The 23,991-nt window shown below is 70.7% G+C and carries 24 protein-coding genes and 2 pseudogenes; 5 read left to right on the top strand and 21 right to left on the bottom strand.

The annotated features are described in order from the left end of the window. Nucleotides 1–172: 172 nt before the first annotated feature. From ACTWQI_RS26560 to ACTWQI_RS26535, 6 genes and pseudogenes are all read right to left on the bottom strand, one after another. Nucleotides 173–922 (bottom strand): cupin domain-containing protein, encoded by a 750-nt coding sequence (locus ACTWQI_RS26560; RefSeq protein ID WP_443274281.1) that lies wholly within the window; start codon nt 920–922, stop codon nt 173–175. Continuing rightward, a complete protein-coding gene (locus ACTWQI_RS26555) occupies nt 916–1,839 on the bottom strand; it encodes a PmoA family protein (protein WP_443274280.1) in 924 nt (307 codons plus the stop codon). Before ACTWQI_RS26555 ends, ACTWQI_RS26560 begins: the two co-directional genes overlap by 7 nt. Then, a complete protein-coding gene (locus ACTWQI_RS26550) occupies nt 1,836–2,627 on the bottom strand; it encodes a Gfo/Idh/MocA family protein (protein WP_443274292.1) in 792 nt (263 codons plus the stop codon). Before ACTWQI_RS26550 ends, ACTWQI_RS26555 begins: the two co-directional genes overlap by 4 nt. Nucleotides 2,628–2,663: 36 nt before the next feature. Next, nucleotides 2,664–2,987 (bottom strand): annotated as a pseudogene (locus ACTWQI_RS26545) (Gfo/Idh/MocA family protein); the annotation flags it as partial. Beyond that, nucleotides 2,984–3,205 (bottom strand): hypothetical protein, encoded by a 222-nt coding sequence (locus ACTWQI_RS26540; RefSeq protein WP_443274279.1) that lies wholly within the window; start codon nt 3,203–3,205, stop codon nt 2,984–2,986. The pseudogene ACTWQI_RS26545 and the gene ACTWQI_RS26540, both read right to left, overlap by 4 nt. Nucleotides 3,206–3,405: 200 nt before the next feature. Further along, entirely contained in the window at nt 3,406–4,476 is a 1,071-nt protein-coding gene (locus tag ACTWQI_RS26535) for a lytic polysaccharide monooxygenase auxiliary activity family 9 protein (protein ID WP_443274278.1), read from the bottom strand. 268 nt (nt 4,477–4,744) lie between these two features. On the opposite strand from ACTWQI_RS26535, the gene ACTWQI_RS26530 reads away from it, so the two are divergent. Both ACTWQI_RS26530 and ACTWQI_RS26525 read left to right on the top strand, forming a co-directional pair. Continuing rightward, nucleotides 4,745–5,128, top strand: coding sequence for a type II toxin-antitoxin system RelE/ParE family toxin (locus ACTWQI_RS26530; protein ID WP_443274277.1), 384 nt, complete (start codon nt 4,745–4,747; stop codon nt 5,126–5,128). Next, on the top strand, nt 5,125–5,466 hold the full coding sequence (locus ACTWQI_RS26525) for a helix-turn-helix domain-containing protein (protein WP_443274276.1): 342 nt from the start codon (nt 5,125–5,127) through the stop codon (nt 5,464–5,466). The genes ACTWQI_RS26530 and ACTWQI_RS26525 overlap by 4 nt, the downstream gene beginning before the upstream one ends. Before the next feature lie 92 nt (nt 5,467–5,558). Here ACTWQI_RS26525 and ACTWQI_RS26520 read toward each other — a convergent pair. Continuing rightward, a pseudogene (locus tag ACTWQI_RS26520) lies at nt 5,559–5,777 on the bottom strand (ChaB family protein); the annotation flags it as partial. A 276-nt stretch (nt 5,778–6,053) separates the two neighbouring features. On the opposite strand from ACTWQI_RS26520, the gene ACTWQI_RS26515 reads away from it, so the two are divergent. Beyond that, entirely contained in the window at nt 6,054–7,082 is a 1,029-nt protein-coding gene (locus ACTWQI_RS26515; protein ID WP_443274275.1) for an SDR family oxidoreductase, read from the top strand. A gap of 57 nt (nt 7,083–7,139) precedes the next feature. Here the strand turns inward: ACTWQI_RS26515 and ACTWQI_RS26510 are convergent, their stop codons facing one another. Beyond that, on the bottom strand, nt 7,140–7,913 hold the full coding sequence (locus ACTWQI_RS26510) for an HNH endonuclease family protein (protein WP_443274274.1): 774 nt from the start codon (nt 7,911–7,913) through the stop codon (nt 7,140–7,142). Between the two features lie 221 nt (nt 7,914–8,134). On the opposite strand from ACTWQI_RS26510, the gene xylB (ACTWQI_RS26505) reads away from it, so the two are divergent. After that, nucleotides 8,135–9,589 (top strand): xylulokinase, encoded by a 1,455-nt coding sequence (xylB, locus tag ACTWQI_RS26505; RefSeq protein WP_443274273.1) that lies wholly within the window; start codon nt 8,135–8,137, stop codon nt 9,587–9,589. Nucleotides 9,590–9,654: 65 nt separating this feature from the next. Here the strand turns inward: xylB (ACTWQI_RS26505) and xylB (ACTWQI_RS26500) are convergent, their stop codons facing one another. The 8 genes from xylB (ACTWQI_RS26500) to ACTWQI_RS26465 all read right to left on the bottom strand — a co-directional run bounded on the left by xylB (ACTWQI_RS26500) (nt 9,655) and on the right by ACTWQI_RS26465 (nt 18,379). Beyond that, nucleotides 9,655–11,067 (bottom strand): xylulokinase, encoded by a 1,413-nt coding sequence (xylB, locus tag ACTWQI_RS26500; protein WP_443274272.1) that lies wholly within the window; start codon nt 11,065–11,067, stop codon nt 9,655–9,657. A 17-nt stretch (nt 11,068–11,084) separates the two neighbouring features. Continuing rightward, entirely contained in the window at nt 11,085–12,191 is a 1,107-nt protein-coding gene (locus ACTWQI_RS26495) for a PfkB family carbohydrate kinase (protein ID WP_443274271.1), read from the bottom strand. Further along, nucleotides 12,188–13,177, bottom strand: coding sequence for a zinc-dependent alcohol dehydrogenase family protein (locus ACTWQI_RS26490; protein WP_443274270.1), 990 nt, complete (start codon nt 13,175–13,177; stop codon nt 12,188–12,190). The genes ACTWQI_RS26495 and ACTWQI_RS26490 overlap by 4 nt, the downstream gene beginning before the upstream one ends. Continuing rightward, complete coding sequence (locus ACTWQI_RS26485; RefSeq protein ID WP_443274269.1) at nt 13,174–14,040, bottom strand: carbohydrate ABC transporter permease; 867 nt, start codon at nt 14,038–14,040, stop codon at nt 13,174–13,176. The genes ACTWQI_RS26490 and ACTWQI_RS26485 overlap by 4 nt, the downstream gene beginning before the upstream one ends. Further along, on the bottom strand, nt 14,037–15,005 hold the full coding sequence (locus tag ACTWQI_RS26480; RefSeq protein WP_443274268.1) for a carbohydrate ABC transporter permease: 969 nt from the start codon (nt 15,003–15,005) through the stop codon (nt 14,037–14,039). The genes ACTWQI_RS26485 and ACTWQI_RS26480 overlap by 4 nt, the downstream gene beginning before the upstream one ends. Then, entirely contained in the window at nt 15,002–16,363 is a 1,362-nt protein-coding gene (locus ACTWQI_RS26475; RefSeq protein ID WP_443274267.1) for an ABC transporter substrate-binding protein, read from the bottom strand. The genes ACTWQI_RS26480 and ACTWQI_RS26475 overlap by 4 nt, the downstream gene beginning before the upstream one ends. A 121-nt stretch (nt 16,364–16,484) precedes the next feature. Continuing rightward, nucleotides 16,485–17,246, bottom strand: coding sequence for a DeoR/GlpR family DNA-binding transcription regulator (locus ACTWQI_RS26470; RefSeq protein ID WP_443274266.1), 762 nt, complete (start codon nt 17,244–17,246; stop codon nt 16,485–16,487). A 281-nt stretch (nt 17,247–17,527) separates the two neighbouring features. After that, a complete protein-coding gene (locus ACTWQI_RS26465) occupies nt 17,528–18,379 on the bottom strand; it encodes a class I SAM-dependent methyltransferase (protein WP_443274265.1) in 852 nt (283 codons plus the stop codon). Nucleotides 18,380–18,461: 82 nt separating this feature from the next. Between ACTWQI_RS26465 and ACTWQI_RS26460 the strand changes: the two genes are divergently transcribed. Continuing rightward, the gene (locus ACTWQI_RS26460) at nt 18,462–19,028 is read left to right on the top strand and encodes a helix-turn-helix domain-containing protein (RefSeq protein ID WP_443274264.1); all 567 of its coding nucleotides are present in this window, start codon (nt 18,462–18,464) and stop codon (nt 19,026–19,028) included. Between the two features lie 36 nt (nt 19,029–19,064). On the opposite strand, the gene ACTWQI_RS26455 is transcribed toward ACTWQI_RS26460, so the two are convergent. The 5 genes from ACTWQI_RS26455 to ACTWQI_RS26435 form a co-directional block, all read right to left on the bottom strand. Then, on the bottom strand, nt 19,065–19,652 hold the full coding sequence (locus ACTWQI_RS26455) for a DUF7676 family protein (protein WP_443274263.1): 588 nt from the start codon (nt 19,650–19,652) through the stop codon (nt 19,065–19,067). Nucleotides 19,653–19,661: 9 nt separating this feature from the next. After that, nucleotides 19,662–20,450, bottom strand: a complete 789-nt coding sequence (locus ACTWQI_RS26450) for a (2Fe-2S)-binding protein (RefSeq protein WP_443274262.1) — start codon at nt 20,448–20,450, stop codon at nt 19,662–19,664. Further along, nucleotides 20,447–21,523, bottom strand: coding sequence for an ABC transporter ATP-binding protein (locus ACTWQI_RS26445; protein ID WP_443274261.1), 1,077 nt, complete (start codon nt 21,521–21,523; stop codon nt 20,447–20,449). Before ACTWQI_RS26445 ends, ACTWQI_RS26450 begins: the two co-directional genes overlap by 4 nt. 101 nt (nt 21,524–21,624) lie before the next feature. Then, a complete protein-coding gene (locus tag ACTWQI_RS26440; RefSeq protein WP_443274260.1) occupies nt 21,625–22,746 on the bottom strand; it encodes an iron chelate uptake ABC transporter family permease subunit in 1,122 nt (373 codons plus the stop codon). After that, nucleotides 22,743–23,972 carry an ABC transporter substrate-binding protein gene (locus ACTWQI_RS26435; protein WP_443274259.1) on the bottom strand — a complete coding sequence of 410 codons (1,230 nt, stop codon included), beginning with the start codon at nt 23,970–23,972 and terminating at the stop codon, nt 22,743–22,745. Before ACTWQI_RS26435 ends, ACTWQI_RS26440 begins: the two co-directional genes overlap by 4 nt. Nucleotides 23,973–23,991 lie beyond the last annotated feature (19 nt).

Below are 23,991 nucleotides of genomic sequence, written 5' to 3'. Positions count from 1 at the left end.
GTCCAATCATGGGAGGACGGCGAACTGCCTGCTGGAGTTCACCGTCACCGTCGTGTTGTTCTGCACGTTGCAGTACGTGCCAGGGTGCTGCCGTTGCGCTCGGTGTCGTGGTTGTCCACGAGGACCCCGGCCACCGAGCTGTTCATGTAGCCCCAGCCCTCGCCGTAGTTCTTCAGGTAGGCGAGGGGCTCGTTGTTGAAGACGCGGCGGAGTCGTAGGCATCGAGCCGGCCGCACATGCCGAGCCTTGGGGCGCGCGGCCGCTGGAGCAGGTGGATGTCGGCCTCCTGTAGATGGTTCCAGTTCCCCTTCTGGAGGAGTTCCAGGTGGTCACCGGTGCGGAGCGCCGCGGCCATTGCGCCGTCCCGCCAACGCCGCTCCCACTCGGGGAAGCTGTCGGCCTTCAGCCGGACGGCGGCGCGGTAGAAGTCGTCCAGGGCCTCCCGGTCGCCGTCTGCGGTGCGCCGCCGCAACTCGGTGAAGCCCTCGACGGCGAGGTCGCGGCGGCACCTTGCGGCGTTCTCGTCGTCGGCGTACACGTGTCGGCCGTCAGTGAGTGCGGCAGCCCGCGCGTACGCGTCGGGGTCGGCGAGCGTGGCCGCAGGGAAGGTGAACACGGCATCACCGGCCTCCGGGAGGCCGCCGTTCTGCATGATGACGACGATCCGCAGGCGGCCGTCGTCGTTGACGAGCCGGTGGATCGTGCCGGGCGTGAACCAGGCGACCGTTCCGGCCCGCAGAGCGGTCTCGGCGAATCCGCGGTGCGTCAGGGTCTGTAGGCGGCCCTCGCCCGCGACGACGACATAGCCTTCCGCGCAGGCTAGGTGCACGTGCGGTGAGCCCCCGCACAGGCCGTCCTCGGCCGGCCAGTCGTAGACGCGCAGTCCGGACAGGCCGACCGCTCCGGGGAACGGTGTCACCACGGGTGGTCCTCCACGTAGGACTCCAGGCGTGCGCGGTCCCACGCCCCGTCCGCGACGACGACGCGGTAGCGCAGCCGCAGCGAGTCTCCGGGGGCCAGCTCGACCTCGTCGGAGAAGGCGATCGAGGGGTTGACCGCGGGGAACGGTGTACTCCGCACGAACCAACGCGTCGGTGCCTGCTTGTCGTTGCCCGGATGATCGAGGAAGAGCAGCGTGGACGAACGGTCGACCTCGTCGTGCTGGCCGGCGTACGCCAGCCAGCGTGCAGCCCTGCCCATCATCTCGGGGCCGCCCTGCCCGTCCGCCGCGATGACCTCGCCGTCGGTGAACGACCGCGTTCCCCGCCAGGACAGTCCGCTGTACCCAGCCAGGGGACGGCCGTTCGTGGTCGGGCTGCCGAACACGAGGGGTTCACCGCGCACGTTCGTCAGCTCGGTGCCGAACTCCAAGGCCCACGACACGTCGTCGACGTCGCGCACACTCAGCTCGCGGTTCTCGTCCACCCAGTGTTCCCCCGCCTGAGTGTGCCAGGTCAGTCGTTCGGCCAGGTGTACGCGGTTGTGGTCCGCCTCGAATGCGGTGAACTCCTCGTGCCGCATCGTGCCGACGTTGGCCAGGTCCACATAGCCCCGGTCGCGGACGTAGCTGCCGCCGCCCCAGAAGTTCTGGCCGGACACATACGATGCGGTCATCTGGATGCCCTTGTGCCAACGGTGGTCGTGCGGCCGGTAGGCAGTGACCACGTCGCCGGCGAGGGTGCGGACCGGATGGAGATACGGCTTCGGCCCCTCGAACGGTGGCATCTCGGGCCGGTGGACGTACCGCAGGATCTCCACGTCGCCGGCGTACACCGACACGGCGTTCCCCGCCGTTTCCTCATCCGCCCTGTCGACGGTGGTGACGAGTCGCAGCGTCATACCGGCACCTCGAGTCCGGGCCCGGACGGCCCTTCGTTCGCTTGTTCCGCGATCGCGATCGGCCGCCTAGGCAGCAGCCACGGAGCACCGGGGCCGTCCATCCGGTGGTAGAAGGGCGAATCCGGGCCGATCTGGCCGCGTTTGATCCGCTCTCCGGTGAAGGCCGATGCGTAGATCGCGGCGATGAGTTCGAGCCTCGCGCGGGACTCGGGCGGTGTCACCGGTGGCGGGGTGCCGGCCTCGACGGCGTTGAAGACGGCCTTGAACTGGGCGGCGTGCCCGCTCGGTTCGCCTTTCGGCCCCTTGTTCCAGGCGGCCGTGACCGCGTCCTCGTGGCCGTCGGCGCCGGTGACGGTCCAGGCCGCGTCGTCGTAGCCGTAGAGGTGCTCCAGCTCGACCGTGGCGTGCTCGAAGTCGAACCGGAGGTAGCTGGTCTGCCGCGGCGAGAGCAGGCTGTTCAGCACGGTGGCCACGGTGCCGTCGGCGAAGGTGACGAGCGCGGCCGACACGTCCTCGGTCGCGGTGGGCCGCGCCCTGCGGTCGGCGACTGCCACGACGTCCCGCCACGGGCCGAGGACCGACAGCAACAGGTCCATCTGGTGGATGCCGTGTCCCATCGTGGGGCCGCCGCCCTCCACCTCCCACCGGCCGCGCCACTGCGGCGCGAAGTAGTCGTCCGGGCGGAACCACAGCGTGTTGCAGACTGCCGCCATCGGACGGCCGAGGACCGGCGTGCCGGTGAGCCCGCGCAGCGTGCGGGCCCCGCTGCTGAACCGCTGCTGGAACACCGTCGCGAAACGGCCGTCGCCCGCGGCCTGTGCGTCGATGATCTCGTCGAACTCCGCGAGGCTCAGTGCGGGCGGTTTCTCGCACACCACCGTCACCCCGGCCGCCAGGCAGGTAAGGGCCTGAGGGTGGTGCAGGCCCGGGGGCGTGCACAGGTTGACCACGTCCGGCCGTGCCGTGGCGAGCATCTAGGCAAGGCCGCCGAAGCGGTGGAGCACGGCCCACCGCTGCGCGAAGGCGTCGAGCCGCGCGGCGTCGACGTCGACCGCGGCGACGATCTGTGCGCGGTCGCCGAGCAGGGTGAGATCCCGGGCGTGGGCCTCCGCGATGGCGCCGGTGCCGACGATCGCGACCCGGATCACGGCCCTACCACCGGGTGTGCGGGGCGCGCGGCCGCGTCCAGGACCACTGTGGTCAGCGAACGTGGCGCGAGCTTTGCGGACAGTTCGTCGCCGTCCGCGCTCACCGCATTCGTCCATGCGAGCGAGCGGGTGGTGTCGGTGACGTAGGCGGTGGGGTTTCCGGGGTCCTTGATGGTGAGGCTGGAGCGGCCCGGCCACGATGAGGGGTGAGCAGCCATGAAGCACCTACTTTCCGCCGACGCCGGCCGGCCCTGCGATGAGCCGGCGGCGTGCGAACAGGTAGCGGGCGAATACGGGAAGTGCCGAGAGCAGCACAGCGGCCATCAGGCCGGCACGTTGGATCCGAACTCGGCAGGTCCCTCGGGCCTGCCGCCCAGCCGGGAGGAAGTGGGCGGCAGGCCGACGCCGGGGGAGGGGGTCAGTGGACCGTGCAGCGCAGAGCGGGGGCGTCGCCCGCGGACTCTCCGGCGACGACATAGCCGAAGGTCGTGGAGGCTCCCGCCGCCAGCTTCCCGTTCCAGTTGGCGTTGTGGACCGTCACTTCCTGGCCGCTGACCGTATGCGTGCCGTTCCACAAGCTGTCGATCCGCTGTCCGGCCGGCAGGGTCCAGTCCGCCATCCAGCCGGGCATCGGCGTGCTACCGGTGTTGGTCACGGTGACCTCCGCCTGGTGGCCGCCATTCCAGGAACTGACGACCTTGTGGGTGGCGGTGCACTCGCCAGTCGGCGGGTCGGTCGGCGGATCGCCGGGGTCACTGCCGCCCGGCACCGTCACCTCGCCGTTGCCACCGTCGAAGACCACATCGGAGCAGCTGTAGAAGGTCTCCGCACTGTCCGAACGCTCCCACACCATGTAGATGATGTGGCGCCCGGTCTTGCCGGACGGCAGATTGCCGGTCCAGGTGTACTTGCCGTCGACCGTGCCCACTTGTCCTGACAGCGGCGGGTGGTCCGCCGTCAGGAAGGGCTGCTCCTCCATGTCGTCCCACGTGAGCGGCTGCGCCGGATCGTAGCCGTCCTTGGTGACGTACAAGTAGAACCAACCGGGGTGTGCGGCCCAGGCGTTGTAGGAGAAGGTCATCGTCGCGCCGGACGTGAGATGGGTGTACGGCCAGTCCTTGCGTTGCAGGTCGAACCCGGTGAAGGTCTGGTTGCCGCCGCTGCACAGCTGCCCGTCGGGGACGAACCCGCGGGTGCGGCCCGCACCGTCCGAGCGCAGGACGGAGAACCAGTTGTAGAACGGATTCGCCCCGCCCTTGTCGAGGGCCGCCTGGCAGGCCGGGTTGGAGGGTTTGATCTCCCCGGTGTCGCTCAGGCTGTACTTCCAGCACAGGAAGGTACGGCTGCCCGGTTGCATCGGCGCTCCGTGCGCGGCGGCAGAGCCGGGGGTGAAGAAGACCAGGGTGAGAGCGGGCAGTACGGCGAGCAGGAGGAGCAGCACCCGTCTGCGGGGCCGGCCCCCAGCGGAGCCGCTTAATCGACGTGTCATCGCGCCGTGTCCCTTCGACGTGATCGAGTGGGGATCGTCGGTCGGAGGAGGGGAGTTGGGAGCGCTCCCACTCCGTGTTTCGGAACGTAGCGCGAGCCGCACGCGCTGTAAACGCTCCAGAAGCGAAACGATTCAAGCGGTCAGGCAGAAACCCGCGACCCCGGCCGAGGCCGCCGCCGCCACGGCATCGCTCTCGACCCCTCGTCGGAGTCTGCGCTGCCGGCCGCACCACCTTGAATATGTCGCAGGCGACATATAGCGTTGTGGTGTGGATGCGCTCTTCAACATCGAGCTCGAGCCCGAGGTGCGGGACTGGCTGGAGACACTACCGGCCAAGCACTTCCTCAAGATCGACGAATATGTCGGGTTGCTCGCGGAACACGCCGCCGCGCTCGGCGAGCCCTACGCCCGCTACCTCGGCGACGGAGTGCGGGAGCTGCGCCCGACCCTCGACGGTGCTGCCATACGCATCACGTACTGGCTCACGCCTAACCGCACCGCGGTCCTGCTGACCGTCTTCCGTAAGACGAGAATGCGGGAGGACGCCGAGGTCAGGCGCGCCAAACTCGCACAAAAGATCTGCGAGGCGGAACATGGCCCTGCCCACGAGGAGTTCATCCGCATCATCGAGGAAGGAGAGGTGGAGCAATGAGCCACAGCCGCTGGAAGACCCTGCGCGAGCGGAAGCTCGTCGAGGGCTTCACCGAGCCGGAGGACGTAGCCGAGGCGCGTCGCGAGATCCGGCTGTCCATGGCTCTGGCGAAAGCCGTGTACGACCGGCGTACCGAGCTCGGGCTCACCCAGAGCGAACTGGCCGACCGCGCGGGCCTCACCCAGGCGAAGATCTCCCGGATTGAAGGCTCCGACACCGTCCCGACGCTGCCGCTCCTCGCCAGGCTGGCCAAGGCTTTGGACGCGACCCTGAATATCGCCCTCGACAACGATGACACCCAGGTGACTTTCACCGCGCACCGTCCCGACGCTGCCTGAGCGGGCCAGGGCATTGCTCCCACGTCCGCAGGTCGAGCACAAAGCCGGCAGGCACAGCAGCGTCGTAGCGCGTAGCCGGTCGTGGACGATCACGCCTTGGGGTCGGACGGGGCCTTGCGCCCCGTCTGCTTGCGCTCCCAGTGGTCGCCGACCTTCTCGTACGTGTGCTTGAGCGCGCTGTAGGCCACCCGGTGCGCACGCTCACCCTCGCCGTACTGTTCCACGGCCGAGTCGTGAGCCTTGATCCATGTGCACTGCGCCTCCTTCGGCGAGCGCTCCAGCGTCGAGGGCAGCTCTTCACGGCCGGGCACGTCATCACCTCCGCGCGGACGCAGGCCGTGTGCCCCTCGGTCCCCCTCTGAAACAGTGCGGATCCGAATCACTGCGGGCGTCACCGCCGGGATCTCGGCTGTTCGCGTGACGGGAGCCGATACGGGTACTCGGTCGTCGGCCGCTTAAGGCCACGGAGAAGACTGACAGCGGCCGCGGCGTCATCGAGGCGTGGCAGTGCCGGCGGTCTCCGGAGGAGACGTTGTCGGCGAGTGCGCCACGGCGGGAGAAGCCGTAACCGGAACTGGGAGGCTTGGATGAGTTCACCAGCCCGCGCCGGAGTGGCGGTGGTCACCGGAGGCTCTGCGGGTGCCGGACGGGCCACGGTCAGACGTCTCGCCGCGGACGGTTACGACATCGGTGTGCTGGCACGAGGCCGGGCGGGTCTGGAGGCCGCCGCCTCCGATGTCGGGGCCGCCGGGCGGAGGGCCGTGGGCGTGCCGACCGACGTCGCCGACGAGCAGGCGGTCGAGGACGCCGCCGAACGCATCGAAAGGGAACTCGGTCCCATCGACGTATGGGTCAACGCGGCCTTCACCGGGTATCTGGCGCCCTTCATGGAGGTCGATCCCAAGGACTTCCGGCGGGTCACCGACGTCACGTACCACGGGCTGGTGCACGGCACCCGGGCCGCGCTGCGGCGCATGCTGCCCCGGGACCATGGAATCGTCATCAACGTGGGCTCGGCCCTGAGCGGGCGCAGTGTCCCCTTGCAGAGCGCGTACTGCGGCGCGAAGCACGCCATCGTCGGCTTCACCGAGTCGGTCGTCACCGAACTCGAGCACCAGGGCAGCCGGGTCAGGGTGTGCATGGTTCAACTACCGGGACTGAACACTCCGCAGTTCACCTGGATCCTCAACCGGATGCCACGGAGTCCTCGTCCCATGCCGCCCGTTTACCAGCCCGAAGTGGCAGCCCGCGCGGTAGCGGAGCTGGTGCGGCGGCCGCGCCGCAACGTGTGGGTGGGGCTCCCCACGGCGTACACCATTCTCGGGAACCGGCTGGCTCCGCGGCTGGCGGACTGGTACCTGGCCCGTACCGGTGTGGATTCCCAGCAGACGGACGAGGCGATTCCGCGCAGGCCGGCGAACCTCTGGGCACCGGCGGACGAGGCCACCGACGCGGGCGCCCATGGTCCGTTCGACGATCAGGCCCACCAGCATGACACCGTGGGGTGGCTCAGTAGGCACCGGCGAGGCGTGGCCTGTGCGAGCGCGGCCCTCCTTGCCGTTGCCTGGGCAACGCCGCCCGCTCGTCTCCGCCGGGGGCGTCACCTCCCGGCCTGATCAGCTGGGGCGCCATGTGTCGCCCCAGCTCCGGTCCGGTGGCAGACCGGCGTTTACTCAGCCGCCGCACTGCGTCAGCATCATCCCCTTGTCCGCAGCCGTCACCGGCATGTCGTACTTCAGGGCGACCTGGGCGAACCGCACTGCGTACGAGCACCGAATCCTTTTGTTCGGGGGCAGCCAGGAGGCGGGACCGGAGTCTCTCTTTGCGCTGTTGGTCGGACCGTCCACGGGCAGGAGATTGAGGGGGTCGTTGGCCAACTGCTCGCGCCTGTCCTCCGTCCAGCGGGAAGAGCCCATCTGCCAGCTGTACGAGAGCGGCACCACGTGGTCGATCTGGACAGCCATCGCGTTCTGCTTCTTCCAGTCGATGTCCTTGCCGGTGTACGGGTCGTGAAGCGTCATCGACATCACCACGCAGTCCGAGCCGGAACGGAAGTGCACGTCCTGACCATCGCGATTCATCAGATCGTTTCGAGTGTCGCAACCATTGCGGGCAAGCGGAACCCCGTCAGCTGTGTCCATCCACGCATAGCCGAACTCGTCCCGCTCGTAGCCGGTCTTGGGGCCGCGTCCCTTCACCGCCAGCTTCTCGATCAGCCTTCGCGCCTCGCCCCGGTCCTCCTCCGACGTCACGGACGCAAGCCCGGGCTCGGTGCCATCCGCGTTCTGCAGCGGGCTCGCAGCTCGCCCCTCCGACACCTCAGGCGCCGCGCCCGAGGAGCCGTCTCCTCCCTCGAATGCATCGCATCCAACGACAAGCGACGCTGCCGCGGCCCATGCCAACATCGAGCGGGACCACGGCTTACGCGTCGCCGGCCTGCGGCTCATGTGCCTCTCGGTGCGCACGGCTCACCGTCCCCTCCACGTGCTGCCCGAACATCCGATCGCCTTGCGAAGCGTAGAGGTAATCCGCGTGATGCAGCCCTCTGGGTCCGCACCCACCCAGTGCCGGACCTCGTCCCGCGTGGAGCGGGGTGACGCGGCACGGAAGGCCTACGGGGATAGACGGGCAGAAACGAGGTAACCGCAGTCGGAGGAGGGACATCCTGATGTCGTCGGAAGGTCCGCTGGTCGTGGGGGTGGACAGCTCCACCCAGTCCACCAAGGTGCTGGTCGTCGACGCCAGGACCGGTACGGTCGTGGCGCGCGGGCAGGCGCCCCACCGGGTGAGCACCGGAGCCGGGCGGGAGAGCGACCCCGAGCAGTGGTGGCGCGCGCTGTGCGAGGCGCTGGCCCAGTGCGGCACCGCCGCTCGCCGCGCTGCGGCGATCTCGGTCGGCGGCCAGCAGCACGGGCTGGTGACCCTCGACGCCGGGGGCCGCCCCGTACGTCCGGCGCTGCTGTGGAACGACGTGCGCTCGGCGCCGCAGCGCGACCGGCTCGTCGCGGAGCTGGGCGGGCCACGGGCCTGGGCGGAGCGGATCGGCAGCGTGCCGGCGCCCGCGTTCACCGTCACCAAGTGGGTGTGGCTGTGCGAGAACGAGCCGAAGGCGGCCCGCGAGGTCGCCGCCGTCCGGCTGCCCCACGACTATCTGACCGAGCGGCTCACCGGGCGCGCCGTCACCGATCGCGGGGACGCGTCCGGCACCGGCTGGTGGTCGGCGGCCACCGAGGCGTACGACGAAGAGGTCCTCGACCGCATCGGGCTGTCAGCCGATCTCCTGCCGGAGGTCGTGCCCCCGGGATCGGCCGTGGGGGTCGTGCGGGACCTGCCGGAGCTGCCGCTTGCCCCGGGTGCCCTCGTCGCACCCGGCACCGGCGACAACATGGCAGCGGCCCTCGGGCTCGGGCTGCGGCCCGAGCGGCCGGTGCTCAGCCTGGGGACCTCGGGCACGGTCTACGCCATCTCGCTCCGTCGCCCCGCCGACCCGACCGGCACCGTCGCGGGCTTCGCGGACGCCCGCGGCGACTGGCTGCCGCTGGCCTGCACGCTCAACTGCACCCAGGCGGTGGACCGGTTCGCGGCCCTGCTGGGCCGGGACCGGGAGGCGGTGGAACCGGGCGGCGGTACGGTGCTGCTGCCGTTCCTCGACGGGGAGCGCACCCCGCATCTGCCCTACGCATCCGGGCTGCTCTACGGGCTGCGGCATGAGACGACAGCGGGTCAGGTACTGCAGGCGGCCTACGACGGTGCGGTGTTCGCCCTGCTGTCCGCCCTCGATCGGGTCCTGGCGGGAGACGCCGCCGCCGACGCGCCGATTCTGCTGATCGGTGGAGGGGCCAGGGGGACGGCGTGGCGGGAGACGGTGCGCCGGCTGTCGGGGCGGCCGGTCGTGGTGCCCGAGGCCTCGGAGCTGGTCGCCCTGGGAGCGGCGGCGCAGGCCGCGGGTCTGCTGTCGGACGAGGACCCCGCAGCGGTGGCGCGCGCCTGGGGTACGGACCGGGGACGCGCGTATGCGCCTGTCGCCCGGGACGAGGGGACGCTGGAGCGCCTCGCCGCGGCACTGGCCGCGGCGGACCCCCTGCTGAGTGCACCGCCCGGCGGTGGCGCGGCGAGCCGCTGACGCGGGGACCGGCGGCCGGACGCTCGAACCGTACCCGCGACCCGGGGCCGGGTGCCGGAGTCGGCTCAGACGTCGTACAGCGACAGCCGGGCCTGTGTGTACGCCTGCCGGATCCGGCGTCCTGCAGCGCCCCCGTCCGAGGGTGCCGGGACCTCCGTCCCGCCGGAGGCCGGCCACGCCGGAGGCTGGAGTGCGCCGCTCAGCGCCCAGGCGGCCTGGCGGGCGGCTCCGAGGGCGACGTACTCGTCGGGCCGTGGCACGGTGACGGCCGTGCCGAAGATCTCTGCCGCGGCCTCGCCGACCACCGGCGCCTTCGCGGCCCCGCCGATGAGCAGCACCCGCTCCACGCGGACGCCCTGGCCGCGCAGTTCGTCCAGCGCGTCGGCCATCCCGCAGAGCATCCCCTCGACGGCGGCGCGGGCGAGGTTGTGCGGATACATGTTGGCCTCGCGCAGGCCCAGCAGACTCCCGGAGGCGTCGGGCAGATTGGGGGTGCGCTCCCCGCCGAGGTAGGGCAGCAGGACCAGCCCTCCGGCACCCGGCTCGGCCTTCCGGGCGAGGGTGTCGATCTCCGCCAGCTCGGTGCCGAGCATCCGGGCGGTGGAGCTGAGGACCCGGGCCGCGTTGAGCGTGCAGACCAGAGGCAGGAACTGCCCGGTGGCGTCGGCGAATCCGGCGACCGCGCCCGAAGGGTCGGCGGTCGGGTACGGCGAGCGGGCGAAGGCCGTACCGCTGGTGCCGAGCGAGATCACGACGTCTCCGGGGTCGATGCCGAGGCCGAGGGCCGCGCCCATGTTGTCCCCGGTGCCGGCGGCGACGAGTGCCCCGGCCGAGGTGCGGCCCGCCGCTGCGCCGGGCGGAAGGACACGGGGCAGTTGGGGGGCGCGACCGCGGAAGGCGAGGCGGAGCAGGTCGTCGCGGTAGCGGCCCTCGGCCGGGGACCAGTAGCCGGTCCCCGAGGCGTCGCCGCGGTCGGTGACCGGCTGCGCACCGCTTGCGGGCCCTCCGCACAGCCGCCAGGTGAGCCAGTCGTGCGGCAGTGTCACCGTCTCCGTACGGTCGGCGCGTTCGGGCTCGTGGTCGGCCAGCCAGCGCAGCTTGGCGGCGGTGATCGCGGCGACCGGTACGGTGCCCACCGCGTTCGCCCACTCCTGCGGCCCCCCGAGGTCGTCGACGAGGTCCACGGCGGACCGGGCAGAGCGGGTGTCGTTCCACAGCAGCGCGTCGCGGACCGGCAGGCCCTCCGCGTCGAGCGCCACCAGGCCGTGCTGCTGGCCGGCGACCGCAATGGCGTCCACCCCGTCCAGCAGGCCCTGCCCGGCCTGGAGCAGCGCCTCCCACCAGGCCTCGGGATCCACTTCGGTGCCTTCGGGATGGGCCGCGCGGCCCCGCGCGAGGACCTCCCCGGTACGGGCGTCGCAGACGATGATCTTGCACGACTGGGTGGAGCTGTCCACCCCGGCGACGGTCGCGTGCATGTGTCTTTGATGGCCTTTCAGGTGAGGCAGGCGGCGGCATCCGCCGGTTCCGAGCCTGCCTGTGCACACACGGACGCGGCCACCTGGGCGCCGAGCGTCAGCACGCGCCGTGCCTGGTCGGCGGTGATGCCGGTCAGTGCTGTGCGGTGGAGCAGGTCCGCCCGGGCGAGGCCGGTCAGCAGCCCGGCGGTGAAGGCGTCCCCCGCGCCGATCGTGTTGACCACACGCACGGGGACCGGTGGCACGGCTACCCGGTGGCCGCGGGGCGTGAACGCGGTGCTCCCCTCCGCTCCGCGGGTGAGGACGACGAGACGGCCTGCGGCCGACAGCCTCCGGCAGGCGGCTTCGGCGGTCTCGCCCGGCCACAGCCGGCTCAGATCCTCGTCACTGGCCTTGACGATGTGGGCCTGTTCGCAGAGCCGGACGAGCCGTTGCCGGCACTCGGCAGGGTCGAGCGCCGGAAGTGTACGCACATTGGGATCGACGACGAGCACGGACTGTTCGGAGGCGGCGTGGGCCGTAGCGGCGACGGCGTCGGCCGCCGGGGCGACCACTGCCGCCAGGCCGCCGACGCAGACGGCCCGGAAGCCGTCCAGGCCGCTCGTCAGTGGGGCGATCCGGAAGGTGGCGGTGCCGTCGAGGTGGAAGTCGTACGCCGTGCCGCACTCGTCGCCGGCCGCCGCCGAGGGCCCTCGAGCGGTGGTCCCCCTGGGCCTGACGGGCGGGGTAAGGATCCCCTGGGAGCGCCCCGACCGGTGGCTGGGGGAGTGCCCCCAGGGGGAGGTAACCGGAGAAGTGCCCCCAGGGGAAGTACGCCCAAGCCCAGGGGGAGTGAGCTGGGGGAGGTGTGCCACTGCCAGAGCCGTGGGCCGGTCGGGGTGTGTGCAGAGCCGGAGGTCCACACCGGCAGCGGAAAGGCGGCGTTCGTTCGCCGCCCCGAAGGCGTCCCGGCCGAGCCCGCCGACGAAGCTCACCGGTACGCCGAGCCGGGCCAGGCCGGCGGCCAGGTTGGCCGGGGCCCCGCCCGGATGCGGGACGTAGCCCGGCAGGTCTCCCACCGCGGCAGGGACCAGATCGACCAGCGCCTCGCCCATCACCAGCACGGGAGCGGCCGTTGCGGTCACGGCTCCACCACGATCTTGCGTCCCTGTCCGGCCTGGAACTTCTCCAGTGCCTGCGGGTATTGCTCCAGCGGCAGTCGGTCGCTGATGAAGACCTCGGGGTCGAGGATGCCGGTGGCGAACAGGTCGGCGGCACGTTCGTAGCTGTGGAGGACCGCCATGGAGCCGGTGATGGTGATCTCCTGGTTGTAGATCTTGTACGGCTCGATGGTGGCGGTCGTGGCGTAGTCCGAGACGCCGAACTGCAGGAACGTGCCCGCCTTCGCCACGCGGCCGAGGCCGTCCTGGATGGCCGCCGCAATACCGGTGGCGTCGATGACCACGTCCCAGCCCTGCGGCCGGTCCAGCTCGTCGGCCGACGCGGCGGCCCGCGAGCAGCCCAGCTGCCGTGCAGTGGCGAGCCGTTCAGGGGCGATGTCGACGACGTCGACGCCGGCGGCCCCCGTGCGCTTGGCCAGTTCCAGCATCATCAGGCCCATCGTTCCCGAGCCGTAGATCAGCACCTGGGCGCCCAGCCGCGAGCCGAGCACGTCGTAGCCGCGGACCGCGCAGGACAGCGGCTCGATCAGTGCCGCGTCCCGGACGTCCACGTGCTCGGGCAGCCGGACGCAGTTGGCCGCGGGGGCGAGGGCGTACTCGGCCGCACCGCCGGCGACGGTGACGCCGATCGCCCCCCAGCGGTCGCAGAGGTTGTTGTGGCCGGTGCGGCAGTAGCGGCACTCGTGGCAGTACAGGGACGGGTCGACGGCCACCCGGTCGCCCACGGCCAGCTCCTTGACCTCCGAGCCGACCCCAACGATCTCACCGGCGAACTCGTGTCCGGGCACGACGGGCAGGGTGGGGGCGAACTCGCCCTGGAGGATGTGCAGATCCGTTCCGCACAGCCCGCAGGCGGCGATGTCGACGACGACCTCCCGCGGTCCTGGAGCCGGGTCGGGCACGGTGGTAACGGTGACCTTGCCGGGGGCTTCGATGAGCGCGGCCCTCATTTGACGGCTCCTAGCGAAAGGCCCTGGACGAGCTTGTCCTGGGCGGCGAAACCGGCGGCGAGCACCGGCAGGGAGATGACGGTCGAAGCGGCGCACAGCTGCGCCAGGAACAGGCCCTGGCTGGTGACGAAGCCGGTCAGAAAGACCGGTGCGGTCTGTGCGGTCACCCCGGTGAGCACCCGGGCGAAGAGCATCTCGTTCCAGCTGAAGATGAAGCAGATCAGTGCGGTGGCGGCGATGCCGGGCCCGGCGATGGGGGCGACGATGCGGGAGAGGATCGTCGGCAGTCGGGCGCCGTCCATCTGGGCGGCCTCGATGATGGAGAGGGGCACGTCCGCGAGGAAAGACTGCATCATCCACACCGCGATCGGCAGGTTCATCGAGGTGTAGAGAACGACGAGCAGCCAGATGTTGTCGAGCAGGCCGGTGTTCTTGGCGAAGAGGTAGACCGGAAGCAGCCCGGCGACCACCGGCAGCATCTTGGTGGACAGGAAGAAGAACAGGACGTCGGTCCACTTGCGGACCGGACGGATGGACAGCGCGTACGCCGCAGGGAGCGCGAGCAGCAGCACCAGCAGCGTCGAAACGACGCTCGCCGTCGTCGAGTTGATGAGCGACGGCCAGGGGCTGGCCCCGCCGCCCGCGCCCAAGAACGCGCGGTAGCCGTCCAGGGTGAGCGAGGCGGCCAGCGAGGGCGGGTTGGTCGCGGCGTCACTCTCCGAGTGCAGGGAGGTCAGCACCATCCACGCCACGGGCAGGAAGAAGGCGATGCCGGTCCCCCAGGCCAGCAGGCCCAGCACGGCCCCGCGGCGCCGCGCCCGGTGGACGGGCCCCGCCGAAGCGGTGAACGTGACCGCGGTCATGCGCGGGACACCTCCTCGCGGAACAGCGACGACACCACGCGCAGGGCGAAGGTCGCGATGACGATCGAGCCGATCACGACCAGCACGCCGGCGGCCGAGGCCAGCCCGTACTCGTGCGCCTGGTAGAACGTCTGGTAGATCGTGTACGGAAGGTTGGCGGTGCCCAGGCCGCCGGATGTGATCGTGAAGACCGCGTCGAAGTTCTGCACGATGTAGATCGAGCCGAGCAGCACGCCGAGCTCCAGGTAGCGCCGCAGGTGCGGCAGCGTGAGGTAGCGGAAGATCTGCAGGCTGGTCGCGCCGTCCAGCCGGGCCGCCTCCACCATGTCCAGCGGACGGCTCTGCAGCCCGGCCAGCAGGATCAGCATCATGAACGGCGTCCACTGCCAGATCAGCGACACCTCGACCGCGATGAGCGGCAGGTCCGAGATCCAGTCCGGCTGGCCGAGACCCAGCCAGTTCAGAACTCCGTTCAGCAGCCCGTACTCCGGGTTGAACAGCGCGTGCTTCCACAGCAGTGCCGCGGCGACCGGTACCAGCAGGAACGGGGCGATCAGCATGGTGCGCACCACGCCCCGCCCGGGGAACGTACGGTCCAGCAGCAGCGCGATCAGCAGTCCGAGGACGACGCTGACGAGGACGACCGTGGCCGTCAGCAGGGCCGTGGTCAGCACCGAGTCGCGCAGCTCCGCGTCACGGGCCACGGTGGCGTAGTTGGACAGCCCCGTGAAGCGGCGGGCGTCGGGAGCCAGGGAGTTCCAGTCGAAGAGGGAGATCACCAAGGTTGCCGCGAACGGCAGTTGGGTGACGACGATCAGGAACACCAGGGCGGGCAAGAGCGGGGCGCGGGTCGCCCAGGCCCGCGCGCCCCGCGGCCTCGGCCGCGGCGGCTGCGGTACGGCGGGTGGGGGAGGTGGGCCGGACCGGCTGCAGGGCAGCGCGGTGGCGGGGGTCGGGGTGGTCATCGATTCTGGTACTCCTTGCCGACCTTCTCGGCGAGCGCTTGCGACTTCTTGAGGGCCGTCTCGACGGACTGCTTGCCCGCGATGGCGGCGCTGATCTCCTGCGAGACCTTCGTGCCGAGGTCGGTGAACTCCGGGATGTCGACGAACTGGATGCCGATCGTCGGCCGCGGCTGCGTGCCCGGGTCACGCGGGTCGACGCTGGAGATGGCCTGCTGGGTGACCGCCTCGAAGGCGGCGGCGGCCTTCTTGTACTCGGGGTTGGAGTATGTGGAGGCGCGCTTGCCGCCGGGCACGTTGGCCCAGCCGAGCTCCTTGCCGACCAGTTCCTCGTACTCTTTGCTGGACGCCCAGGAGATGAACTTCCAGGCCTTGTCCGGGTTCTTGGACGCCTTCTGCAGGCCCCAGGCCCAGGTGTAGAGCCAGCCCGAGCTCTCGGTCTTCTCGACCGGCGCCTGGACGTAGCCGATCTTGCCCTTGACCGGGGATTTCGCGGCCTCGAGCGAACCGGCGGCGGCCGTGGCGTCGTACCACATGGCGGTCTTGCCCTGGGTGACGTTGTTCAGGCACTCGGCGTACCCGGCCTGGGCGGCGCCCGCCTCGCCGTGCTTGCGCACCAGGTCGACATAGAACTTGGTCGCCTTGGTGAACTCGGGGGAGGTGAGCTTGGCCTGCCAGTCCTTGGTGAACCAGGTGCCGCCCATGGTGTTGACGACCGTGGTGAGCGGTGCGATGACCTCGCCCCAGCCGGGCAGGCCGCGCAGACAGATGCCCTTCATGCCGGGCCGCGCGCCGTCGACCTTCGCCGCGAGGTCGGCCACCTGCCGCCAGGTGGGCTTCTCCGGCATCTTGAGCCCGTTCTCCGCGAAGACGTCCTTGCGGTACATGAGGAAGGACGACTCGCCGTAGAACGGCTGGGCGTAGAGCTTGCCGTCCTCGGCGGTCAGGGACTGCTGGATGGGCTTGAGAATGTCGTTCTGGCCGAAGGCTTTGTCGTCCGCGACGTAGTCGTCGAGCTGGTGCAGCCACTGGTTCTTGGCGTAGAAGGGCACCTCGAAGTTGCTGATGGTGGCCACGTCGTACTGGCCCGCCTGGTTGGAGAAGTCCTGACTGATCTTGTCGCGGACATCGTTCTCCGGCAGCACCGTGAAGTTGACCTTGATGCCCGTCTTCTTGGTGAAATGCTCCGCGGTGAGCTTCTGCAACTCGACCATCTGCGGGTTGTTCACCATGAGGACGTTGAGGGTGTCGCCGCCGGAGGGGCCGGTGCCGCCGGCTCCACTGCACGCCGCGAGGAGTGCCCCCGTTGCGGCGACCGCTATAAGGCTGGATATGCCGTTCTTTCGTCCCTGGATCGGCATGTGTGTCTCCGTCTCGATCGAGCTGTGTTTCGGGGGGCGGAGCGCCCGGTTCCGGGTGTGCGGAACCAGCCCCCCCGCGCGGGGTATTGGAAGGGTTGGAGTTGTCAGAAGTGGGTGCGGCTCACACCCGTAGGACCTTGGGGCCCAGGAGCGAGAAGCGATGAGCCTCGGACAGGGAGAGGCCGGTGTCGGTGACGATCGCCTCGAGGTCGGCCACGTCCGCGAACCGGCAGAAACTCACGGCCCCGAACTTGGTGTGCACCCCGGCGAAGACCCGCCGCCGTGCCACCCGCATCGCCTCGGACTTGACGTCGCTGACCGCCGGGTCGGGCGTGGTGAGGCCGTAGGTGCGAGAGATGCCGTTGGCACCGATGTACGCCAGGTCGATGACGAAGCCGGACAGCATGCGGACGACCCAGTGGTCGACGGTCGCCATGGTGCCGCCGCGGACCCGGCCGCCCAGGAGCAGAACGGTGATGTTCTCGCTGCTCGCCAGACCGCTGGCTACCGTGAGGGACGCCGTGACCACGGTCAGTGGCCGGCCCCGGGGCAGAGCCTCGGCGATGAGCTGCGGGGTGAAGCCCTCGTCGACGAAGACGGTCTCGGCGTCGCCGAGCAGCTCCGCAGCCGCGGTGGCGATCCGGGATTTCTCTGGCACATGCATGGTGGTGCGGAAGGCCAGGGTGGTCTCGAAACCCGCGCTTTCCACGGGGTATGCGCCGCCGTGCGTGCGCCGTACGAGCCCGTGCTCCTCCAGGACGCGCAGATCCCGTCGGACCGTCTCCTTGGAGACCCCGACCTCGGCTGCGAGCTTGGCGACATCGACGGATCCGGTGCGTCGGGCCAGCTCGAGCATCCTTCTCCGGCGTTCCTCGGCGTCCACGGCGCACCTCCCTCGCTCCTGGTCCCGTCGATGCCCGTTCGGGCTTGTGAAGTGATTTAACAAGCACCAGGGCGTGGTGACCAGGCTCGTTCCGTCGCAGGTCGTGACCGATTGTGCCCGTTCGGGGAGCGGCATCGCCCCAGTACAGCGCCCGGAGGGGCGGGCCGGGCAGGGTTTTCGGATGCCCGGACGGGGTGTGCGCGGGCCCATTCTCCGCCCGCTCCGGGCTGCCGGACGCGCGGCGTACGACCGACGGCAGCCGATGCGGCGGCCTATCGGTCTTATCGGTGCTCAGGCCGACGGCCGAAGTGCACCGTCTTCGCGGTCAGCAGGAACAGGTCGGCACGCCGGTCGACACCCGCCGGGTCGGCCGGGTCGAGCAGCCGGTCCAGCGTCGCCAGGTCCTCGGCGTCCAGAAGCTCACCGAGCATCTCGCGCTGCCGCTCCAGCGACCGCCGCACCGACTGCCGCGGCCCCTCGGCCAAGGGCGCCGGATGGTCCACGAGGAAGGTCCTGCTCCGCACCTCGGTGAGTCCCGCGGCCCGGAGCATGCCGGGCCAGTTCTCGACTACTGCCTCCGAGCCGGGCAGCTCGGCCCGCATCCGGCTGAACCGGTCCGCCAGTGCCGCATCCAGCCGGGCCTGCAGTCCAGGACGCCCGAAGCCCAGGTCACGCGGCAGCCAGCGGGCCGGCAGACCGCCCTCGACGATGGCCAGCACACCGCCGGGCTCGAGCAGCCCGACCAGCTGGTCCAGCGCGCCCTGCTGGTCGCCGACGTGGTGCACGACCTGTGCCGACCACACCAGGTCCGCCGGACCCAGGTCGGCGAGTCCCTCCGGAAACTCGGCCACCTGGGTCCGCAACCGGACGCCGAGCCGCTCGGCCCGTTCCTCGGCGCGGGCGAGCAGCTCCGGCGCCCCGTCCACCGCGGTGACCTCGGCCCGCGGGAACACCGCCGCCAACCGGCAGGCAGCGACCCCCGGGCCGCTGCCGACGTCCAGGATCCGCCCTGGGGTCAGGTGCTTCAGCTCCTCGAGGGCCTGTCGCACATAGGGGCTGTGCGCCTCACCCTCGAGCTCCAGCATGTCGGCCATCGCGGCCCAGTCGAAGTCGCTCATCGCACCTGCTTCCATGGTTGAAACACCTCCTGACGCCGACCATGCGCCCGGCGATGCCGACTTGACAAACCTTGTTGCCGTTTCTGCAATAGCCGGTATGGAAGACGTGCTCGCCGCTGTTGGACCGAGGCTCAAGCGCATCCGCCAGCAGCGCAAGTGCACCCTTGCGGCGCTGTCGGAGACCACCGGGATCTCGGTCAGCACGCTGTCCCGGCTGGAGTCCGGGCAGCGGAAGCCGAGCCTGGAGCTGCTGCTGCCGATCGCAAACGCCCACCAGGTGCCCCTTGACGAGCTGGTCGGCGCGCCGCGCGTCGGTGACCCGCGGGTCCGGCTGAAGCCGGTCAGGCACGGGGACTCGACGGTGGTGCCGCTGACCCAGCAGCCCGGCGGGTTGCGGGCGTTCAAGATGGTCATCGGCACCTCCCGCAGCGAACCCGATCCGCGTACGCACGAGGGCTACGAGTGGCTGTACGTGCTCAGCGGGAAGCTACGGCTGGTGCTCACCGAGCACGACCTCGTTCTCACGGCGGGGGAGGTCGCCGAGTTCGACACCCGGCTGCCGCACTGGTTCGGCAGCACTGGGGAGTCACCGGTGGAGATCCTCAGCCTGTTCGGACCGCAGGGCGAACGCATGCACGTCCGCGCGAAACCCCGCCGCACGTAGGGCACGGCGCACGGGAGATCCGCCTGTGGCGCGGTGTCAGCCGCTGTGGGCGAACCCCTTGCCCGTACGATCCAGGGGGTCCGGTCCGAGGCCGAGGAAGCGGGAGCGCAGCGCGTCCCAGGCGGCCAGGCGTGAGAAGTCCGGGGTTTCCCTGATGCCCTGACGGTCGGTGAGGAACGGGTTGGGCAGCAGGACCGTCATCATCTGCTCATCGCGGCCGTTGAACAGGCGCAGCCCCCAGGTGGTGGGGGCTCCGTCACGGCCGATGCCACGGTAGAGCTCGGCGCGCGAACAGCGCCGGATGCGTCCGAGTTCCGGCCCGGAGGCGGTGTGCTCCCCGATGCACAGATGGAAGTGCCAGGCGCCGAAGTCGACCGTGACGTAGCCGTCGTTCATCGTGATGGAGGTCGGGGCGCCCGGGGCACCGACCTCCCAGGCGGCTCCTTCAATGATCGGGCCGAAGTGGATCTGCGACCAGAAGTCGGTGAACACTGTGGTGACCAGATCGAGCAGCGTGGCCTCGTCGACGGGCAGCGCCCAGAGGTGCTGGATGCCTGAGCCCGGCGTCTCGACGACAGTCGGTTCGGATGACGGTCCCGCCGAGGGCGCAGGGGTTGCGGACATAAGGGGTCCTCACTTCGGTGTCGTGGAGCCGGTGGTACGCGGATGGCCGTTCCGGCTGCGTGGGCGGTTGCGGAGCACACAGTCACCGCAGGTTCCGGCGCCGGGCACGCGGTAGTACAGGCAGCAGCTGCGCCGGGAGAAGACCGGGAACCCGTCGGGGCCGCACCGGAAGCTGCCGGTCCCGTGCAGCGGTTCGCGGTCGAGAAGCGTGCCGACCAGTTCGAGCGCCGTGGGGACGACGTGCTTTGGGGCCGCTGGGGTGCGGGTGAGCAGGACCCGCAGGGCGCCGACGAGCGCCGAGGCGGCGTTGCCGTGCAGGACCTGATCCGAGACGCCCCCGACTCGGTGCACTGCGCGCCGCAACGGCTCGAGGTTGTGCACGGCGACCGTGGTGTGGACGGCCGCCGCCTGCGGAGTGCGTTCGCTCAGCTGAAGATCGCGGGGGTGCGGCAGCCACAGCTCGACCGGGCCCGCGAGGCTCGGCCGCCAGCTCAGCCGGCCGGGGGAGAGGTCGGGGACGGCCCCGGCCAGGGCGGCAGAGGCCAGGGCGATGGACCACAGTCGGGAGGCGATGCCGAGGTGGACGGTGGACGCGGCGACCCGGGTCTGGTCGGTGCCGAGGCGCTGCCGGACGCGCTCCACGTACTCCACCAGCGGCGCGGGCGGTCGCCCGTCCTCGCTCGCATACAGCTCCGCAAGCGGCCGGAATCCGGCGGCGTCGGCGATCTCACCACCACGCACTGCGAAGTACGGTCCGATCGCCGCCACGTCACGCAGGTACGCCGTGGTCTCCTTCATCGGAGCCCTCCCTTGCCCGCGATGTACCTGCGGACTGCGCGGGTCAGTTCATGGAAGGTGGGTACCCGAACATCCGCGTCACCCCGATGGAGCACCAGGTTCCCATCCCCGTCGACGGTGACGCGCAGTTCGGTGAGCCCGGGCCGCCCCAGACCGCCGCCGGGTTCGCCGAGGGTCAAACCCTCGCGTGCCATGGCTCGTTCCAGCAGCGGAAGCATGTCGCCGGGGGCGTCGAGGACCACCCTGCCCCTGGCCGGGCGGCGCAGGGCGAAACTCCCCGTGGCCGCGTCGAAGGCGAGATGCTCGGCGTCGAAGGCGGCGGCGACCGCCCCGCTACGGATCAGGTCCTCCGGCGCTCCGGTGTGCAGGCGGGCTTCCCGGTCCACCAGCCACACCGCGTCGGCGACCCGCAGGGCGAGCTCCAGATCGTGGGTGCTGACGACGACGGTCAGTCCACGGCTGCGGGCCAGGTCACGCAGCAGGACGGTGAGCGCCACTCGGGAGGCGACGTCGAGGAAGGCCGTGGGCTCGTCGAGCAGCACGACGCGGGGCTCCTGGGCGAGGGCGCGGGCGGTGAGCACCCGCTGGCGTTCGCCGTCGGACAGCTCGGCCGCAGGACGATCGGCCAGATGCCCGGCGGCCACCGCCTTCAGGGCCCACTCCACGGCCGCGTGGTCGGCCGGGGTGAGGCGGCCGAGGAAACCCGTGTGCGGGTGGCGGCCCAGCGCGACGACCTCACGAGCGGACAACAGCCCGGCGTCGATCCGGTCGGTGAGGACGACAGCGAGCCGCCGGGCCAGAACGCCCGGCGGTTCGGCAGCGATGTCGGCACCCCCGATGCGGACCGTCCCCGCCAACGGAGGCAGCAGGCCGCACAGGGTGCGCAACAGGGTGGACTTCCCCGCTCCATTGGGGCCGAGGAGCACAGTCAGTTCACCGGCGCGCGCGGTGAGATGCAGGTCCCGGAGGACCGCCGTCCGACGGTTGCGCCCCCAGGCCGAGCGGGCGCCGTAGCCGACCGTGAGCGCCTGCGTCGCAAGCCCGTCGGGCACGGCAACCTCCGTCCGCGGCATGCCAGGTGACGTAGCGTACGCCGGCCGAGAGGCAGCCTCCCCGGCCACAGCCCCGGCACGCAGCGCAGCGGGCAGCAGCCCTTCCTGCGTACGGTCGGCCATCACCCCACCCCCTGCATACCGCGGCGGCTGCGGACCAGGATGGTGATGACGACCGGAGCCCCGAACAGGGACGTGATCGCGTTCAGCGGCAGTACCGCGTCCGTGCCCGGAGGCTGACTGAGCAGCGCACAGGCCAGAGCCAGACACGCCCCCGCGAACATGGCCCCGGGCACCAGCACCCGATGGTCCGAGGTGCCCAGCGCGATGCGCGTCAGATGCGGCACCGCCAGTCCGAGAAAGGCCACCGGACCGCAGAACGCGGTGGCGGCCCCGGTCAGCAGCGACGTGCCCAGCAGGGCCAGGTCCCGGCTGCGCCGCACGTTCAGTCCCATGGTGCGGGCGTAGCCCTCACCCAGCATCAGGGCATTGAGCCGCTTGGTGATCAGCAGGGCCGCGGCCAGGCCGGCGCCGACCACCGGCAGCATCACCTGCAGGTCGGGCCAGGTGGTGGCGCTGAAGCTGCCCAGGCCCCACATCACGAACTGCTGGGCGTGCTCGGGGCGTGCGTAGACGAGCATGACGCTCACCACCGCAGTCGCGGCCGAACCGATCATCACGCCGATGACCAGGAGCGTGACCGCCGAGCGCACCCAGCGCGAGAGCACCAGCACCAGCGCAAGTACGCAGGCGGCCCCGAAGGCCGCCGCCACGACGACGCCGACGCGTCCGGCACCCGCCAGGTTCCCGGTGAAGCTCCCGGCGACGCCGCCGGTGCTCACCACGACCGCGGCGACACCCATGCTGGCGCCGGAGCTGACGCCGAGGGAGAACGGGTCCGCGAGGGCGTTGCGGAAGAGCGTCTGCATCTGCACGCCGGCCACGGCGAGTGCGGCGCCCACGGCGACCGCGGTCACCGCGCGGGGCAGCCGCACCTCTTCGACGATGACCCGCCAGCGAGGGTCGGCTCCGGCATCGCCCAGCAGGACCCGTACCACCTCGGTGAGCGGGACACGGTACGAGCCGAGCGCGATCGCGAGGACGAACAGGACCACGGTGCCCGCGGCCAGCCCGCCCAGAACCAGCGCGCGCCGCCGCCCCGTTGCCGACGCCGCCCGTGCTGCGGCGGCCCCGGCGCCGTCGCCGACCGCCGGGACCGGCGGGTGCGGAGCAGTGGTCCTCACGCTTTGGGCACCTTCTTGTAGAACGTGAAGGTGTGGCCCGGGGCCGCGTCCGGGTGCAGGATCGCGAACAGGTCGGCGAGTACCAGGTCGGGGCGGATGACGCCGCGCTCGTAGAAGTCGTTGCCGCCCTCGGGGCTCAGGGCTTTGGTGTTGGACCACACCTGTCCGTCGCGGGCGGCGGTCAGCTTGCCGTAACGGCGGTCCGCCTTGGTGGCGTCAGTAGTCGACTTCCACGACTGGTCCACCAGCCACGTCGGCGCGTCACCGCCCTTGGCGAAGACCGCTTCGAAACCGAGTTGCAGGTTGCCCGTCCCCTTGGTGCCCGCCCACGGGTAGGTGCCACCCGCATCCTTGATCAGCTTGCCGACGTAGGAGCCACCGGAGGCCATGTTCCACGTGCCCTGATACATGGTGCCCGGCAGCACCTTCGCCGCCTTTCCGGCCTTCGCGGCCTTGGCGGCGACCTTGGTGTAGTCCGTCTCGATGGCGTCGAAGACCGCACCGGCGCGCCGCTCGGCGCCGGTGAGGGCGGCCATGGCCTTGATCCACTCTGCCCTGCCCAGGGGAGTGGACTCCAGCCACTCCGCGTTGGCGACAACGGAGATGCCCGCCTGCCGCAGCTTGGGGTACTGCGGATCGTCCGTGCCCTGGGTCATCAGCACATCCGGCTGGGCCGCGATGACCTTCTCCGTCGCGATCGTGCGCTCCGGCGCGTACTCACTCACCCGGCCCGACTTCACGCGCTTGCGTACCTCGGCGGAGGTGACGAACGAGCCGTCGGCAACGCCGGTGAGAACGTCCAGGGTTCCCGTCTCGGTGAGCAGGGGCAGATGCGTGGTGGACGCGGAGTACAGGCTCTTGATCGGCGTGGTGATCTGTTGCGCCTTCGCCAGGTCGCCGCTGAGTTTCGGCTTGGGCGCACCGCACTTGACCAGGACGTACGACTCGGGCTTCCCCTTGGGGTAGGGCTCCTTGACCGTGAGGACCTGGTAGCTCTTCTCGTATCGGAGGGTGAAGTTCTTCGCGTGCCGCACCTTGGACTTGACGGGGAAGTAGTCCTTCGCCGGGTCGAAATCGTCAGTGCAACCCCGGCCCTTCCCGTGAGCCGTGGTATCCGCTGAGCGGGGTGCCGTGTCGTCACCGCAGGCGGTGAGGGCGAGGCCGACGACGACAACGGTCACCGCAGCCAGCGTGCGGCGACGAGGCATGACTGGTCTTGTGGGCATGACTGCTCCTGGCAGGAAG

This window comes from Streptomyces sp. KR80 (assembly GCF_052245555.1).
GTDB lineage: Bacteria > Actinomycetota > Actinomycetes > Streptomycetales > Streptomycetaceae > Streptomyces.
The sequence above is the reverse complement of the archived record's forward strand: the minus strand, read 5'-3'. Positions and strand labels throughout refer to the sequence as shown.

Excerpts from the sequence above, each read along its gene's own strand:
- ACTWQI_RS26485 (WP_443274269.1), bottom strand. The coding sequence starts at position 14,040 with ATGACCGCGGTCACGTTCACCGCTTCGGCGGGGCCCGTCCACCGGGCG.
- ACTWQI_RS26515 (WP_443274275.1), top strand. The coding sequence starts at position 6,054 with ATGAGTTCACCAGCCCGCGCCGGAGTGGCGGTGGTCACCGGAGGCTCT.
- ACTWQI_RS26445 (WP_443274261.1), bottom strand. The coding sequence starts at position 21,523 with ATGCCGCGGACGGAGGTTGCCGTGCCCGACGGGCTTGCGACGCAGGCG.
- ACTWQI_RS26535 (WP_443274278.1), bottom strand. The coding sequence starts at position 4,476 with ATGACACGTCGATTAAGCGGCTCCGCTGGGGGCCGGCCCCGCAGACGG.
- ACTWQI_RS26455 (WP_443274263.1), bottom strand. The coding sequence starts at position 19,652 with ATGTCCGCAACCCCTGCGCCCTCGGCGGGACCGTCATCCGAACCGACT.
- ACTWQI_RS26525 (WP_443274276.1), top strand. The coding sequence starts at position 5,125 with ATGAGCCACAGCCGCTGGAAGACCCTGCGCGAGCGGAAGCTCGTCGAG.
- ACTWQI_RS26480 (WP_443274268.1), bottom strand. The coding sequence starts at position 15,005 with ATGACCACCCCGACCCCCGCCACCGCGCTGCCCTGCAGCCGGTCCGGC.
- ACTWQI_RS26555 (WP_443274280.1), bottom strand. The coding sequence starts at position 1,839 with ATGACGCTGCGACTCGTCACCACCGTCGACAGGGCGGATGAGGAAACG.
- ACTWQI_RS26475 (WP_443274267.1), bottom strand. The coding sequence starts at position 16,363 with ATGCCGATCCAGGGACGAAAGAACGGCATATCCAGCCTTATAGCGGTC.
- ACTWQI_RS26435 (WP_443274259.1), bottom strand. The coding sequence starts at position 23,972 with ATGCCCACAAGACCAGTCATGCCTCGTCGCCGCACGCTGGCTGCGGTG.
- ACTWQI_RS26540 (WP_443274279.1), bottom strand. The coding sequence starts at position 3,205 with ATGGCTGCTCACCCCTCATCGTGGCCGGGCCGCTCCAGCCTCACCATC.
- ACTWQI_RS26510 (WP_443274274.1), bottom strand. The coding sequence starts at position 7,913 with ATGAGCCGCAGGCCGGCGACGCGTAAGCCGTGGTCCCGCTCGATGTTG.
- ACTWQI_RS26450 (WP_443274262.1), bottom strand. The coding sequence starts at position 20,450 with ATGAAGGAGACCACGGCGTACCTGCGTGACGTGGCGGCGATCGGACCG.
- ACTWQI_RS26465 (WP_443274265.1), bottom strand. The coding sequence starts at position 18,379 with ATGGAAGCAGGTGCGATGAGCGACTTCGACTGGGCCGCGATGGCCGAC.
- xylB (WP_443274273.1), top strand. The coding sequence starts at position 8,135 with ATGTCGTCGGAAGGTCCGCTGGTCGTGGGGGTGGACAGCTCCACCCAG.
- ACTWQI_RS26490 (WP_443274270.1), bottom strand. The coding sequence starts at position 13,177 with ATGAGGGCCGCGCTCATCGAAGCCCCCGGCAAGGTCACCGTTACCACC.
- xylB (WP_443274272.1), bottom strand. The coding sequence starts at position 11,067 with ATGCACGCGACCGTCGCCGGGGTGGACAGCTCCACCCAGTCGTGCAAG.
- ACTWQI_RS26460 (WP_443274264.1), top strand. The coding sequence starts at position 18,462 with ATGGAAGACGTGCTCGCCGCTGTTGGACCGAGGCTCAAGCGCATCCGC.